This window comes from Microbacterium sp. MYb64, from assembly GCF_002979495.1.
GTDB classification, from domain to species: Bacteria; Actinomycetota; Actinomycetes; order Actinomycetales; family Microbacteriaceae; genus Microbacterium; species Microbacterium azadirachtae_A.
Genome location: NZ_PCOW01000014.1, coordinates 39563 through 52574, shown reverse-complemented (window position 1 = coordinate 52574; position 13012 = coordinate 39563). Strand labels below are relative to the sequence as shown.

Genomic DNA, 13012 nt, shown 5'->3' with positions numbered 1-13012 from the left:
TCCGATCCTGTCAGACGGGTGAGCGCTCCCGCCTCACTGCGACTGCCGCACGGCCACGGGCTCCGGATCGACCGCGAGCCCGACGAGGTCGCCGTACTGCGGGTGGATCCGCGCCGAGTGCTGCACGCGCACGAGCAGGCCGTCCTCGGTGCGCACGAGCGTGCGCCGCATGCTCCCGAGGAACATGCTCTCCTCGACGCTTCCCGTCACGGCTGCTCCTGCGGGCTCGACCAGCCGCACGTTCTCGGGCCGCAGGAGTACGTCGACCTCGCCGGTCGCAGGGAGCTGGAGCGGGATCTCGGCGCCCCACACCCGCACGGTCGCACCGTCGGCGAGTCCGCGCACGACGCTGGACAGGCCGACGAACGCGGCGACGTGCGCGGTCGCCGGGCGCAGGTAGAGCTCCTCCGGCGTGCCGATCTGATCGATCCGTCCCGCGTTCATCACCGCGATCCGGTCGGAGACGCTGAGCGCCTCCTCCTGGTCGTGCGTGACGAACACGGTCGTGATGCCGAGTCGCAGCTGCAGCCGGCGGATCTCGTCGCGCAGCTGCACCCTGACCTTGGCGTCGAGGGCGGAGAGCGGCTCGTCCAGCAGCAGCACCCTGGGCTCGGTGACGAGCGCCCGCGCGAGCGCCACGCGCTGCTGCTGGCCCCCGGAGAGCTGGTGGGGGTACTTGTCCGCGTGCGCCTCGAGACCGACCAGGGCCAGCGCGTCCAGCGCCCGCTTGCGGGCCTCGGCCGTGGCGACCCTGCGGCGGCGGAGCCCGAACGCCGTGTTGTCCACCACGCGCAGGTGCGGGAACAGCGAGTACGACTGGAACACCATGCCCAGGTCGCGCTTGTTGGTCGGCACTCCCGACACGTCCCTGCCGCCCAGCAGCACGGCGCCGCCGTCGGCGTCCTCGAGCCCCGCGAGCACGCGCAGCAGGGTGGTCTTGCCGCAGCCGGAGGGCCCGAGCAGCGAGACGAACTCGCCGGGCGCGATGTCGAGGTCGATCCCGTGCAGGACCTGCGTGCGGCCGTAGCTCTTGACGATGCCGTCGAACTGCACGCGGGTGCCGTCTGAGCGGTCCGCGAGCAGGGAGTTGTCCGCGGTGCGGGGGAGCGCGATGTCGCTCATGAGTCGGCCTTTCCGGACCGGCCGCGCGCGGCCCGTCCGATGATGAGGAGCAGGAGGAAGCTGAACGTCAGCGCCATCAGGGCGAACATCGCCGGGGCCCAGCCGTCCTGCTTCTGCACGACCACGAGCGCGGTCTGCAGCACGTCGCGGTTCAGCAGCGAGGCGATCGTGAACTCGCCGAGCACGACCGCGATGGACAGGAGGGACGCGGCGAGCAGGCCCTGGCGCAGGTTCGGGGCGAGCACGCGCAGCAGGACCGTGCCCCATCCGGCGCCCAGAGAGCGGGCCGCCTCGGCGAGCGTGGTCATGTCGACCGCGTCGATCGACGCCTGGATGGACCGGTACGCGAAGGGGAGAACGGTGATGCCGTACGCGAACGCGAGGGTCCAGGCGCCGGTGCCGAACGAACGCCCGATCTGCAGGTAGATCGGGGTGAGGCCGACCACGAGCACGATCGCGGGGATCGAGATCGGCAGCAGCACGACGAACTCGAAGACCGGGCGCAGTCGCGGATAGCGCAGGTTCACCAGGATCATCGTCGGCGCCAGCACGAGCAGCACGATGAGCACGGTGACGACCGCGAGGATCAGCGAGTTGCCGAGCCCCGTCCAGATGGGCTGGTAGACCGCGGCCTTGGCGGGATCGCCCAGGGCTGCCCAGTGCGCGACGGTGAACTCGCCGTCCTTGGTGAACGTGTACACGAGCGTCGCGACCAGAGGCACCAGGAAGAAGAGCCCGACGAGGATCCCGATGATCCAGCGGGTGACGGACGACGAGGCGAGCCGGTTCATGACTGCCACCTCGCTGCCCGGCGCTGGACCAGCGAGTAGAGCCACATGACGATCCCGACGACGACGATCATGCCGAGCGCGAGCGCGCCGGCGAGATTCTCCCGCCCCAGCACGGTCTCGCTCGTGAGCGCGGCGCGGATCTGCAGCGGCACGATCTGCGATCCCTGGCTCGCGAGGGCGGCCGCGGTCGCGTACGAGGAGAACGCGTTCGCGAAGAGCAGCAGGAAGCTGGCGAGGAAGGCCGGGGCGAGCACGGGGATCCCGATCCGCAGCCAGAAGCTCGCGCGGGTGCCGCCGAGCGTGAGGTTGGCCTCGGCCCACTGCGGCTTCAGCGCCGAGAGGGCGGGCATGAACGTGATGACCATGAGCGGGATCTGGAAGTAGAGGTAGGGCAGGATCAGCCCAGGGAGCTCGTAGATCCACGGGCCCTGGGCGAAAAGGTCGATGCCGAAGGCGTTCTTGAGCAGCTCGGTCAGGACGCCGCGAAGGCCCAGCGTCGCGATGAACATGAACGCGAGCATCACGCCGCCGGTCTGCGCGAGCACTCCGGAGGCGGCGTCGATCACGGTGCGCACACCGCCGGACGGGCTCATGCCGAGCAGGGCGTAGCAGACGAGGGCGCCGACGATGGCGCCGATCGCCGCGGTGAGCAGGGAGAGCCCCGCGGAGTTGGCGAACGTGAGCAGCACGGTCGGATCCCAGAGGGCCGAGAGATTGCTCGTGGTGAAGGCGCCGTCCCGGGTGAAGAAGCCGGTGGCGACCGCGAGGATCGTGGGCAGCACGAGGAACAGCAGCAGGTACGCCGCGAACGGGACGAGCCCGATCGCGGCGAGCCCGCGGGACAGGCGGGCGGGGAGCGGGGCCCGGCCCGACGGCCCGCGCCGGGCCGGAGCGCGCAGCTCCGACCCGGCACGGGATGCGGCGGGAGCCGCGGTGGTGTCGGAGGTCACTGGACGGCCGAGGCCCACTTCTCGCCGAGCAGCTTGCCGGCGGCGGTGCTCTGCGCCTCGGTCGGCACGACGGTCTCCTTCGGCGCGGCGGGGAGCGCGGCGGCGAGCGTCTTGTCGATCGTCCCCGCCTTGGTCATGGCGTCCATGCGGACGGGGCGCGCGCCGCCCTTGAGCCAGAGGTTCTGGCCCTCGTCGCTGTAGAGGAACTCCTGCCACAGGCGCGCGGCGGCGGGGTGCGGCGCCGCCTTGTTGATCGCCTGGTTGTAGTAGCCGGCGTAGCCCGTGCCGGGAAGGACGACGGTCTTCCAGTTCTTGTTGTCCTTGGTGTGCGCGGCGTTCAGGTAGTCCCAGTCGAAGACGACGGGGGTCTCCCCGCTCGCGACCGTCGCCGTGGTGACGTCGACCTTGAGCAGGTTGCCGGCCTTCTGCATGTCGGCGAAGAAGTCGATGCCCTTCTGGTAGTCGTCGAGCTTCCCACCGGACTGCACCGTCGCGAGGCCCACCGCGGCGAACGCCGCCCCGGCCTGCGTCGGGTCGCCGTTGAGCGCGACCGCGCCCTTGTACTCGGACTTCTTCAGGTCGTCGAGGCTCTTCGGCTCCGGGAACTTCGAGGAGTCGTAGCCGATCGACATGTACCCGCCGTAGTCGCCCGTGAACAGGCCGTCCTTGTCCTTGAGCTGGGCCGGGATCTCGTCCCACTTCTCCACCTGGTAGGCGGCGAACTTGTCGGTGTTCTGCAGGGTCACGGTGAGGCCGAGATCGAAGACATCGGGAGCCGTGTCCAGGCCCTCGTTCGTCTTGGCGGCCTGGATCTCCTCGGCGCTCGACGCGTCGGGGGAGGCCTCGTTGATGCTGATCTTCGGGTACTTCTTCGTGAACGCGGCGAGGATCTCGCCGTAGTTGGCCCAGTCGTGGGGGAGCGCGATCACGTTGAGCTTGCCCTCGGCCTCCGCGGCCTTCTCGAGGTCGGCCAGGGAGCCGAAGTCCTTGAGGGAGGTGGCGGTCGAGGCCTTGGCGCCGGAGCCGGCCGAGCCGGTCGGGTCGGCGGAGGCGGATCCGGAGCAGGCGGAGAGCAGGAGCGCGGCGCTGGTCGCGAGCGCGATGCCGGCGCCGATGCGCGCACGGCGGTTGCTGATGAGCATGATTTCCTCTCGGTGTCCGGCGCTGCCGCCGGGGTCGGGTCGAGAGGGAATGTACGGCGGCGGAGTTACCGGCCAGGCGGACCGGGGTGAATGCGGGATGAACGATTCGGGTCCAGGGAAGTCGGATCTCCGGTCCGGCGTCGGGAACGCGTGCAACGCGACACGGCGGGGCCTGGTGGGAGACGGGCGAGTTCTGGCTGGAGACAGGCGCCGTCTGGTTGGATCGGAGCATGAGCACTCTTCCCGAGACGATCGAGCTCGACGGCGCCACCCTGATCCGGATCGACGCGCCGGACGACATCGCCTGCTGGACCGCGGGCGTCGAGGGCGGGGACGGCGGCTGGACCGTGAGCATCGTCGCCGAACCCGCGGAGGAGCCCAGTGCCCAGGCGCGGGAGGCGGCCCAGGGCATCGTGACCGAGTTCGCCGAGCTCAGCGAGGCCGCCATCCGCTACCTCGTGGAGGAGCTGGCCGGCCCGCAGGGCGACCTGTCGGCTGCCGACCGGGCGCGGCTCGCGGAGGAGGAGCCTCCGTTCGGCGCGCCGGAGGCCGTGGTCTGGCAGGACGGCACGTGGATGATGCGCTTCGCGGAGTGCGGCCTGGAGATCGGCGACGAGTACGGCGTCGGCGTCATGTTCGCCGGCCGCGTCCCCGTCGCGGTCGAGGACCTGTCGGATCCGGATGACGTCTGAGCGCGGTCGTCTCCGGGGGCGTTTCGTCTCAGTCGCCTTCGGCGTCTTCGCTCAACGACCGGTGGTGGCGGGCGCCTCACTGCCAGAGGACGGCGCGTTGTACTTGAAGCCCCTGTGCGATCCGGCGAAGCCGAGGCGCTCGTAGAAGCGGTGCGCCTCGACGCGCTGCGCATCAGAGGTCAGCTGCACCAGCGGGCTGCCCAGGTCGGCGGTCGCGACGTCCATGATCCAGCGCATGAGCGCGGATCCGACGCCGCTGGAGCGCAGATCCGAGCTCACCCGCACCGCCTCGACGAGCAGTCGGGTCGAGCCGCGGCGGGACATCCCCGGAATGCGGGTGAGCTGGAACGTGCCGACGATCCGGCCGCCGTGCTCGGCGACGAGGAGGTCGTTGGATCCGTCGGCGAGCACCGACTCCAGGCCCGCGGCGTACGCCGGCAGGTCGTCGTCCGAGGCGGTGTCGCCGCGCGCCGCGCTGATCGCGTCATCGGCGAGCAGCGCGACGATCGCCGCGGTGTCCTCGATGCGCGCGCGGCGCAGCGTCACCTCCCCGATCCGCGTGTCGAGCGGAACGGGGAGGGCGAGCTCGGTGAGCATGCTCGGGTCAGGCCTCGACGGGCGCGAGGGACTCGGACTGCTCGGGGGCTTCCGCGGCGTCGACGCCGGCCTCCTTGCGCTGCTCCGCGGTGATCGGGGCGGGCGCGGCGGTGAGCGGGTCGAAGCCGTTGCCGGTCTTCGGGAACGCGATGACCTCGCGGATCGACTCGGTCTTCGACAGGTGCTGCAGCACGCGGTCCATGCCGAGCGCGATGCCGCCGTGCGGCGGGGCGCCGAACTTGAACGCGTCGAGCAGGAAGCCGAACTGCTCCTGCGCGATCTCGTCGGAGAGGCCCATGACCTCGAAGACGCGCTTCTGGATGTCCTCGCGGTGGATGCGGATGGATCCGCCGCCGAGCTCGGAACCGTTGCAGACGATGTCGTACGCGTAGGCGAGGGCGGATCCGGGGTCGGTGTCGAAGGTGGCCTCGAACTCCGGCTTCGGGCCGGTGAAGGCGTGGTGTACAGCGGTCCAGGCGCCGGCGCCGACGGCGACGTCGCCTGCGGCTTCCGCATCCGCGGCGGGCTCGAACATGGGGGCGTCGACGACCCAGGTGAAGGCGAACACCTCGGGGTCGAGCAGACCGAGGCGACGGCCGACCTCGACACGGGCGGCGCCGAGGAGGGCGCGGGAGTCCTTCGCGGATCCGGCGGCGAAGAACGCGCAGTCGCCGGGCGCAGCTCCCACGAGCTCCGCAAGACCGGCCTGCTCGGCCTCGCTGAGGTTCTTCGCGACGGGACCGCCGAGCGTGCCGTCCTCGTTGAACAGGACGTAGGCGAGGCCGCGGGCGCCGCGCTGCTTGGCCCAGTCCTGCCAGGCGTCGAGCACCTTGCGCGGCTGTGACGCGCCGCCGGGCATGACGACAGCGCCCACGTAGTCGGCCTGGAAGACGCGGAACGTGGTCTCGGAGAAGTACTCGGTCGCCTCGACGAGCTCGAGGCCGAAACGCAGGTCCGGCTTGTCGGATCCGTACTTCGCCATCGCGTCGGCGTAGGTCATCCGCGGCAGCGGCGTCTGCACCTCGACGCCGATGGTGGCCCACATCGCGCGGATGACGGCCTCCATCATCTCGATGACGTCCTCCTGCTCGACGAAGGACATCTCGATGTCGAGCTGGGTGAACTCGGGCTGGCGGTCGGCGCGGAAGTCCTCGTCGCGGTAGCAGCGCGCGATCTGGAAGTACTTCTCCACGCCGCCGACCATGAGCAGCTGCTTGAACAACTGCGGGCTCTGCGGCAGGGCGTACCAGCTGCCGGGGTGCAGGCGCGCGGGGACGACGAAGTCGCGGGCGCCCTCCGGGGTGGAGCGGGTCAGCGTCGGGGTCTCGACCTCGACGAACTCGCGCTCGTGCAGCACATCGCGCAGGGCCTTGTAGACCTTGGAGCGCAGCTGCAGCGGCGTGATCGCGGCGGGGCGGCGGAGGTCGAGGTAGCGGTGCTTGAAGCGCACGTCCTCGCCCACCGGGTCGGTCTCGGCGAGGCCGGAGGAGACCTGGAACGGCAGCGGCGCCGACTCGTTCAGCACCACGACGTCCTGCACCACGATCTCGATCTCGCCCGAGGGCAGGTTCGGGTTCTCGTTGCCGGCGGGGCGGCGCGACACCTCGCCGGTCACCTGCAGGACGAACTCGCTGCGCAGCGGGTGCGCGATCTCCTCGTCGCGGATGACGACCTGGGCGATGCCGGATCCGTCCCTCAGATCGATGAAGGCGACCCCTCCGTGGTCACGACGGCGATCGACCCACCCCGCAAGGGTGACGGTCTGACCGATGTGCTCGGCTCGCAGCGAGCCTGCCGTGTGGGTGCGAAGCACGGAATACGCCTCCAACTAGGGAAAAGGGATCCCGGCCATTCTACGGGGACGCGCGGAATGCCTCGTGGTGAGCGACTCCGTCTCACTAGACTGCGGTGAACCTCATCCCCCACCCGGAAGGCACCGCAGATGAACATCGTCCACGCGTCCGATGCGACCGACGCCGTCAGCGGCGTCTACGCCGCGATCTTCTCCGGCACCGGCATCACCTTCTCGCTGATCCTCTACGTCATCATCGCGATCGCGCTGTGGCGCGTCTTCACGAAGGCCGGACACCCCGGGATCCTCGCGATCATCCCGATCGTGAACCTCATCTTCCTCATCAAGATCGCCGGGATGAGCGGCTGGCTCGTGCTGCTGTACCTGATCCCGCTCGTCAACATCATCTTCGCGATCGTGGTCGCCGTGAAGCTCGGCAAGAACTTCGGCAAGGGCGGCGTGTTCTCGTTCTTCCTGCTCTGGCTGTTCTCGTTCATCGGGTACTTCATCATCGGGTTCGGCTCGGCCGAGTACCGCCGCGTCTGATCGGATGACGGCGGAGCGTCTCCACCTCGTCCGCCATGGCGAGGTCTTCAACCCCGGGCGGATCCTCTACGGACGCCTGCCCGGCTATCACCTGAGCGACGCGGGCCGGCGGATGGCGCAGGCCGCCGCCGACCATGTCGCGGCGTCGGGCCGTCCGGTGTCGGCGCTGCGCTGCTCGCCCCTCGAGCGCACGCAGGAATCGGCCGAGCCGTTCACCGCCGCGTTCGGTCTGGATCCGGTGCTGGACGAGCGCATCATCGAGCCGTGGAACGTGTTCGAGGGCACGCAGATGCGTCGCGCCCTGATGAATCCGTGGAACTGGCGGCACCTGCGTCGCCCGTCCCTGCCGAGCTGGGGCGAGCCGTACACCTCGGTCGCCGCGCGGATGCGCGCCGCGATGGACGAGGCCTGGCACGACGCCGACGGCGGCGACGTGGTTTTCGTCTCGCACCAGGCGCCGATCTGGATGACGCATCTGTCGGTCGCGGGACTGCCGTTGCGGCACGACCCGCGGACCCGCCGGTGCGCGCTGTCCAGCGTCACCTCGTTCGAGCGCGTCGGCGACGTGTGGCGCGAGGTGGCCTACGCGGAGCCGGCCGCGGCCGGGATCGACCTGGGCGCCGTCTGACGACGCTTCGCATGTACCCTGGTCTCGTGCACTGGCAGCAGCGATTTCAGAACCCCCGGCCGGGATATGGCCGCGGGGTCATCGACGCGCGCCGTTAGCGCATCAGGTCTCCGCAGGCGCGGTCGGGGGGAGTTCTCATCCTTCGCCAGCCTGCAACCGTTCCGGAGACCTTCTCATGTCGCATGCCGACTACCTGACTTCTGACCAGCTTTGGCGCGCCCTGAACCTGCGCGACCTCACCGATCCCGCCCAGGGCAGCCATGCGATCCAGGTGCTCCTGGATTCCGTCGTGGCCGCATTGCGGACGGAATGGGACAGCACCGTCCGCCACGTGCGAACGACGCCGATCGTGCCGGTGCGCGAGAACTACGACCGCCTCGGTTATGACTCCGGTGATGTGACCCGCGCGCGCCGCTACACCCGGTACGTCAGCTCGACGGTGATGTTGCGCAGCCACATGAGCTCCGCGCTTCCGACCGCCCTCGAGGACTACGCCGACCGAGCAGATGTCGACGAGCTGATCGTGGCACCCGGCCTCGTCTACCGGCGTGACGTGGTCGATCGCAGCCACGTGGGCGAACCCCACCAGGTCGATCTCTGGCGCCTCCGCAGCACCGCGGACACCGATGACGGCGACATGCTGACCATGATCGGCCGGTTGGTCGAGGCAGTGCTTCCCGGCGCGGAATGGACCGTGACGGATGCCACCCACCCCTACACGGTCGGAGGGCGCCAGATCGACGTCCTGCACAACGGTGAATGGCTCGAACTGGCCGAGTGCGGGCGCATCCATCCCGACGTCCTGCGCGGGTCAGGTCTCGATCCCGAGCGGTGGTCCGGGCTGGCGCTCGGCATGGGCCTGGAACGCGCGCTGATGCTGCGCAAGGGCATCCCCGACATCCGCTACGTTCGGGCCGAAGATCCGCGCATCGCCGCCCAGATGCTCACCGTGGAGCCCTGGCAGCACGTCTCACTCCTGCCGGCGTCCCGGCGGGACATCTCAGTGGTGCTTGCCGCTGAGGAGGACGGGGAGACGTTGGGCGACCGCATCCGCATCGCGCTCGGCGACGACGCCGATGTCCTCGAATCGGTCGAGGTGCTGAGCCGCACGCCGCACGAGGAGCTTCCCGACGCCGCGCGCACCCGGCTCGGAACGCGGGAGGGGCAGGTCAATCTGCTGCTGCGGATCGTCCTGCGGCCCATCGACCGCACCCTCACTGCGGACCAGGCCAACGTGATCCGCAATGCCATATACCAGGCCGTGCACGAAGGACCGGTGATGGAGCTGATCTGAGACCAGGGAGGATACGTCGCCGGAGCCGGAGCCGGAGCCGGAGCCGGAGCCGGAGCCGGAGCCGGAGCCGGAGCCGGCGACGAGCGTCGGCAACGTCGTGATATCGCCGGCTACCGGGCGCTTTCGGGCGAGATCACGCTTTCGGGCGAGACCAGATGCGCGGGCCGCGTCGATCCGGATGCATGGCCGCGACCGTGCAGCCGCGTCGCCCCGTGCGGGTGCGGCACGGGTTCCAGGTCGAACGGATCCGCGTCGCGCGCGGGCAGCAGGAACCGGCGCTCCGCGGTCGCCGCGACCGGGACGAGCGCGCGGATCAGTGCGGCCCCGCGCACGCCGGCCTCGCGCAGGGCCTCGATCTCGGCGGGGTTCAGTCCGACCGGCTGATCGCCGTTGCCGAGATCGGTTCCGTAGCGGACCGTCCCCCCGTGCGCATGGAAGCGGCGCAGGTTGTCCACGGCGATCGCGCGGGTCTCGCCCTCGTGGATCGCGAGGGTGGAGATCCACGCGATCCGGCCGGCCTGGGCGGAGACCTCGGCATCGCTCAGCCGCTCGGTGAACGGGGTGTGCGCGAGCGCCCTGACGCCGAGCCGCGGCATGCGCTGCGCCTCGCCGGGGCCCTCCGCGTGCGCGACCACGGGCAGCCCGTGGCGATCGGCGATGCGCACGATCGCCTGGAGCAGATCGTCGCCGAACACGGGACCCGCCGTGCTGTTGCTGGCGACCTTGATGACCGAGGCGCCGGCGGCCTTCATCTCGGCGACGGCGGCCTCCGCCGCATCGGCGTCTGCGATCTTCCGGAAGGATCCCTCCGGCGCCCAGGACCGGTCGGAGGGATAGCCGCCGACCGGGGTCAGGAACGCGCCCGCGAAGGAGATCGCGACGCCTCCTGGCGGCTCCGCCGCGAGGGCCGCGACCGCCGCCGGGGCGGATCCGAGATCCAGCACGCGCCCCAGCAGCCCGCTCGACAGATGTGCCGGATCTACGAGCTGGAGATGCACGTGGTGATCCGTGAAACCGCCGATCACCGTGCCGTCCGCCACGCTCACGCCGTCACTGTCCGATCTCGGTGCGCACCGCGTACAGCTCGGGGAAGAAGGTCAGGTCGAGGGCGCGCTGCAGGAAGTCCACGCCGCTGGATCCGCCCGTCCCGATCTTGCGTCCGATGGTCCTGGTCACCGTGCGCAGGTGGCGGAAGCGCCAGAACTGGAAGTTGTCCTCGACGTCGACGAGCTCCTCGCACGCCTCGTACAGGTCCCAGTGGTCGTGGGGGTTCTCGTAGATCTCGGTGAGCACGGGCACGAGCGAATCGTGCATCCGGTAGGGCTGGCGCACGTCGCGGTCGAGGATCTCGGCAGGGATCGGCAGGCCGCGGCGTGCGGCGAAACGCAGGAACTCGTCGTACAGGGTCGGCCGCTCGAGCTCCGCCGTGAGCATCGCGAGGTTCTCGGGGTGGGAGCGGAACACGCTCAGCATCCGCTCGTTCTTGTTGCCGAGCGCGAACTCGACGGCGCGGTACTGCACCGACTGGAAGCCCGAGGAGTTGCCGAGGTCGCCGCGGAACTGCGCGTACTCGGTGGGGGTGAGCGTCGCCAGCACCGACCACTGCTGCGTGAGCACCTCCTGGATGTGCTTGACGCGCGCCATGTGCTTGAGGGCCGAACGCAGGTCGTCTTCGGCGAGTCGGTCCCGCGCGGTGCCCAGTTCGTGCAGCACGAGCTTCAGCCACAGCTCGGTGGTCTGGTGCTGGATGATGAACAGCATCTCGTCGTGGTGCTCCGGCACGCTGACCGGGTGCTGCGCGCTGAGGAGCCGATCCAGGTCGAGGTACGACCCGTAGGTCATCCGATCCTTCAGATCGGTGACGATGCCCTCTTCGAGCGCCCGCTCGTTCGCGGTCGTGTTGTCCGGCACAGGGCGACCTCCTTGTCGTTAACACGTCCCTTGTCGTTGAACACGTCCAGTATTTCACCGGTGCTTCGGAAGCGTCTGTGATCGCAGCCATCGCTCCGCCCCGCGATTCGCCTCTATGCACTTGTCATCGGCCCGGCGAGTGTGTAGGCGAGAAGCCCGCCTCTTCCACGAACATGACGCGAGGCGGCGGCGTATCCGAGTATTCGACGCCGGCGGGGGTGGTCCAGACGATGGTCCCGTCTCGGTGCTGTCGCGCGGTCCAGCGCCATCTCGCGTCGACGTCCGGGTGCTTGAGAGCATGGTGGGTGGCGCAGAGGCATGCGAGGTTGGTGATCGCGGTGGGTCCGCCGCGGGCGTGGTCGTAGGTGTGATCGATCTCGCACCTGCGCGCGGGTCTGCGGCAACCAGGGAACCGGCAGGTGCGGTCTCGGGCGCGGAGGTGGCGTCTCATCGCCTCGGTCGGCTGGTAGGCGGTGGTGCGGGTGATCATCCCCGCGTCATCGAGGTGGAGCCGTCGCCAGGAGGCGGCGGATGCGGCGAGGCCGCGTGCGAGGGCGGCGTCCGACGGACCGTGGCCGTCGAGCTCGGCGAGGCGGTCGTCGATCCCCGCGAGGGTGGCGGCGCTGACCGTGACCTGCACCGTCGGGCGGATGCTGTCGAGGATGTCGGCGTCGTGATCGATGCGGCCGGTGAGCAGCCGCAGCAGGATCCGGTCGCAGCGCACCTGATCCAGGGTGCGGGCGTCGCCGAGGGGCTCGGAGTCCGCTTCGGCCTGCTTCGCCGCGCGGAGGATCGCGTGGCCCTCCTGTGTGACCAGGTCGTAGGCGGAGTGGATGAGCACGGCGGGGCCGGTGACGTGCAGGGTCGCCTGTCCGCGTCCCTCGTCGGTCACCGTGACGACCCGCTGGTCCTGTGCGCGGTCGTGCTGCTCCTGCACGGTCGCGGGCGCGAGGGCGGCGACGACGCTCTCGGCGAAGGCCTTCGTGCGCGCGCGGGTCTCCGCGGACGCGTAGGGGACGATCGCCGTCTCGTAGGCGGCCGTCACCGCGTCGTCCCCGGCGGGGAGGTCGCGCGCGGCCTCGACGATCACGTCGGCGTGGGCGAGCGTGAGCGCACCGGCGCCGAGGGCCGCGCGCGTGCCCGGGAGGCGCTCCTGCAGGGTGTGCGCATTGGCGAGCTGCTTCGCCGCGGCGTAGGCGGTGATCCGCAGCCCCGCGGAGAAATCGCTGATCATGGATCGTTCGGCCTGCTCGAAACCGTCCTGTCCCGGGCGGATCTCATCGAGGAGCAGCCGCACCCGTTCGGCGAGTCTCTCCGCCTTCCTGGCGTGCAGCCGGGCGATCTCCCGGTCGATCTCCGCGCACTCCTCGACCAGCGCCGCGCTGCGGCGGAGCGTGTGGTCGGGGGCGAGTTCCATGCTTACAGCCTAGAACGAAGCAGCGACACTGGAGAGGCGGATGCGGGATCTGTGGACAACCAGTTTCGCACATGTGTCCCACGGATCGAAGCGCGGATCCACCCGGTCGCGGCGCGCGGCTAGGCTGAGG

13 protein-coding genes are annotated in these 13012 nt (G+C 70.1%); 4 read left to right on the top strand and 9 right to left on the bottom strand.

Annotation, left to right across the window (positions count from 1 at the left end):
* Nucleotides 1–33 precede the first annotated feature (33 nt).
* From CQ044_RS13105 to CQ044_RS13090, 4 genes are read right to left on the bottom strand one after another with little or no spacing between them, the layout of a single operon-like run.
* Nucleotides 34–1122 (bottom strand): ABC transporter ATP-binding protein, encoded by a 1089-nt coding sequence (locus CQ044_RS13105; protein WP_105688872.1) that lies wholly within the window; start codon nucleotides 1120–1122, stop codon nucleotides 34–36.
* Nucleotides 1119–1913, bottom strand: a complete 795-nt coding sequence (locus CQ044_RS13100) for an ABC transporter permease (RefSeq protein WP_105688871.1) — start codon at nucleotides 1911–1913, stop codon at nucleotides 1119–1121. The genes CQ044_RS13105 and CQ044_RS13100 overlap by 4 nt, the downstream gene beginning before the upstream one ends.
* A complete protein-coding gene (locus CQ044_RS13095) occupies nucleotides 1910–2863 on the bottom strand; it encodes an ABC transporter permease (RefSeq protein WP_374954859.1) in 954 nt (317 codons plus the stop codon). The genes CQ044_RS13100 and CQ044_RS13095 overlap by 4 nt, the downstream gene beginning before the upstream one ends.
* Nucleotides 2860–4005: an ABC transporter substrate-binding protein gene (locus CQ044_RS13090; protein WP_105688869.1), complete on the bottom strand. Its 1146-nt coding sequence runs from the start codon at nucleotides 4003–4005 to the stop codon at nucleotides 2860–2862. The genes CQ044_RS13095 and CQ044_RS13090 overlap by 4 nt, the downstream gene beginning before the upstream one ends.
* 230 nt (nucleotides 4006–4235) lie before the next feature.
* Between CQ044_RS13090 and CQ044_RS13085 the strand changes: the two genes are divergently transcribed.
* Nucleotides 4236–4697, top strand: coding sequence for a hypothetical protein (locus CQ044_RS13085; protein WP_105688868.1), 462 nt, complete (start codon nucleotides 4236–4238; stop codon nucleotides 4695–4697).
* A gap of 51 nt (nucleotides 4698–4748) precedes the next feature.
* Here the strand turns inward: CQ044_RS13085 and CQ044_RS13080 are convergent, their stop codons facing one another.
* Both CQ044_RS13080 and aspS read right to left on the bottom strand, forming a co-directional pair.
* Nucleotides 4749–5294 (bottom strand): GNAT family N-acetyltransferase, encoded by a 546-nt coding sequence (locus CQ044_RS13080; protein WP_105688867.1) that lies wholly within the window; start codon nucleotides 5292–5294, stop codon nucleotides 4749–4751.
* Nucleotides 5295–5301: 7 nt separating this feature from the next.
* Nucleotides 5302–7107, bottom strand: coding sequence for an aspartate--tRNA ligase (aspS, locus tag CQ044_RS13075; RefSeq protein WP_105688919.1), 1806 nt, complete (start codon nucleotides 7105–7107; stop codon nucleotides 5302–5304).
* A 129-nt stretch (nucleotides 7108–7236) separates the two neighbouring features.
* Between aspS and CQ044_RS13070 the strand changes: the two genes are divergently transcribed.
* From CQ044_RS13070 to CQ044_RS13060, 3 genes are all read left to right on the top strand, one after another.
* A complete protein-coding gene (locus CQ044_RS13070) occupies nucleotides 7237–7632 on the top strand; it encodes a DUF5684 domain-containing protein (RefSeq protein ID WP_219844965.1) in 396 nt (131 codons plus the stop codon).
* 4 nt (nucleotides 7633–7636) lie between these two features.
* Nucleotides 7637–8260 (top strand): histidine phosphatase family protein, encoded by a 624-nt coding sequence (locus tag CQ044_RS13065; protein WP_105688866.1) that lies wholly within the window; start codon nucleotides 7637–7639, stop codon nucleotides 8258–8260.
* A gap of 175 nt (nucleotides 8261–8435) precedes the next feature.
* Nucleotides 8436–9554 (top strand): hypothetical protein, encoded by a 1119-nt coding sequence (locus CQ044_RS13060; protein ID WP_105688865.1) that lies wholly within the window; start codon nucleotides 8436–8438, stop codon nucleotides 9552–9554.
* Nucleotides 9555–9664: 110 nt separating this feature from the next.
* Here CQ044_RS13060 and CQ044_RS13055 read toward each other — a convergent pair whose 3' ends face one another.
* From CQ044_RS13055 to CQ044_RS13045, 3 genes are all read right to left on the bottom strand, one after another.
* Nucleotides 9665–10600 carry a hydrolase gene (locus CQ044_RS13055; RefSeq protein WP_105688864.1) on the bottom strand — a complete coding sequence of 312 codons (936 nt, stop codon included), beginning with the start codon at nucleotides 10598–10600 and terminating at the stop codon, nucleotides 9665–9667.
* A gap of 4 nt (nucleotides 10601–10604) precedes the next feature.
* Nucleotides 10605–11465, bottom strand: coding sequence for a tryptophan 2,3-dioxygenase (gene kynA / locus CQ044_RS13050; protein WP_258133305.1), 861 nt, complete (start codon nucleotides 11463–11465; stop codon nucleotides 10605–10607).
* Nucleotides 11466–11589: 124 nt separating this feature from the next.
* Entirely contained in the window at nucleotides 11590–12882 is a 1293-nt protein-coding gene (locus tag CQ044_RS13045) for an HNH endonuclease signature motif containing protein (RefSeq protein ID WP_105688863.1), read from the bottom strand.
* Nucleotides 12883–13012: the final 130 nt, after the last annotated feature.

Excerpts from the sequence above, each read along its gene's own strand:
- CQ044_RS13105 (WP_105688872.1), bottom strand. The coding sequence starts at position 1,122 with ATGAGCGACATCGCGCTCCCCCGCACCGCGGACAACTCCCTGCTCGCG.
- CQ044_RS13100 (WP_105688871.1), bottom strand. The coding sequence starts at position 1,913 with ATGAACCGGCTCGCCTCGTCGTCCGTCACCCGCTGGATCATCGGGATC.
- CQ044_RS13090 (WP_105688869.1), bottom strand. The coding sequence starts at position 4,005 with ATGCTCATCAGCAACCGCCGTGCGCGCATCGGCGCCGGCATCGCGCTC.
- CQ044_RS13085 (WP_105688868.1), top strand. The coding sequence starts at position 4,236 with ATGAGCACTCTTCCCGAGACGATCGAGCTCGACGGCGCCACCCTGATC.
- CQ044_RS13080 (WP_105688867.1), bottom strand. The coding sequence starts at position 5,294 with ATGCTCACCGAGCTCGCCCTCCCCGTTCCGCTCGACACGCGGATCGGG.
- CQ044_RS13070 (WP_219844965.1), top strand. The coding sequence starts at position 7,237 with ATGAACATCGTCCACGCGTCCGATGCGACCGACGCCGTCAGCGGCGTC.
- CQ044_RS13065 (WP_105688866.1), top strand. The coding sequence starts at position 7,637 with ATGACGGCGGAGCGTCTCCACCTCGTCCGCCATGGCGAGGTCTTCAAC.
- CQ044_RS13060 (WP_105688865.1), top strand. The coding sequence starts at position 8,436 with ATGTCGCATGCCGACTACCTGACTTCTGACCAGCTTTGGCGCGCCCTG.
- CQ044_RS13045 (WP_105688863.1), bottom strand. The coding sequence starts at position 12,882 with ATGGAACTCGCCCCCGACCACACGCTCCGCCGCAGCGCGGCGCTGGTC.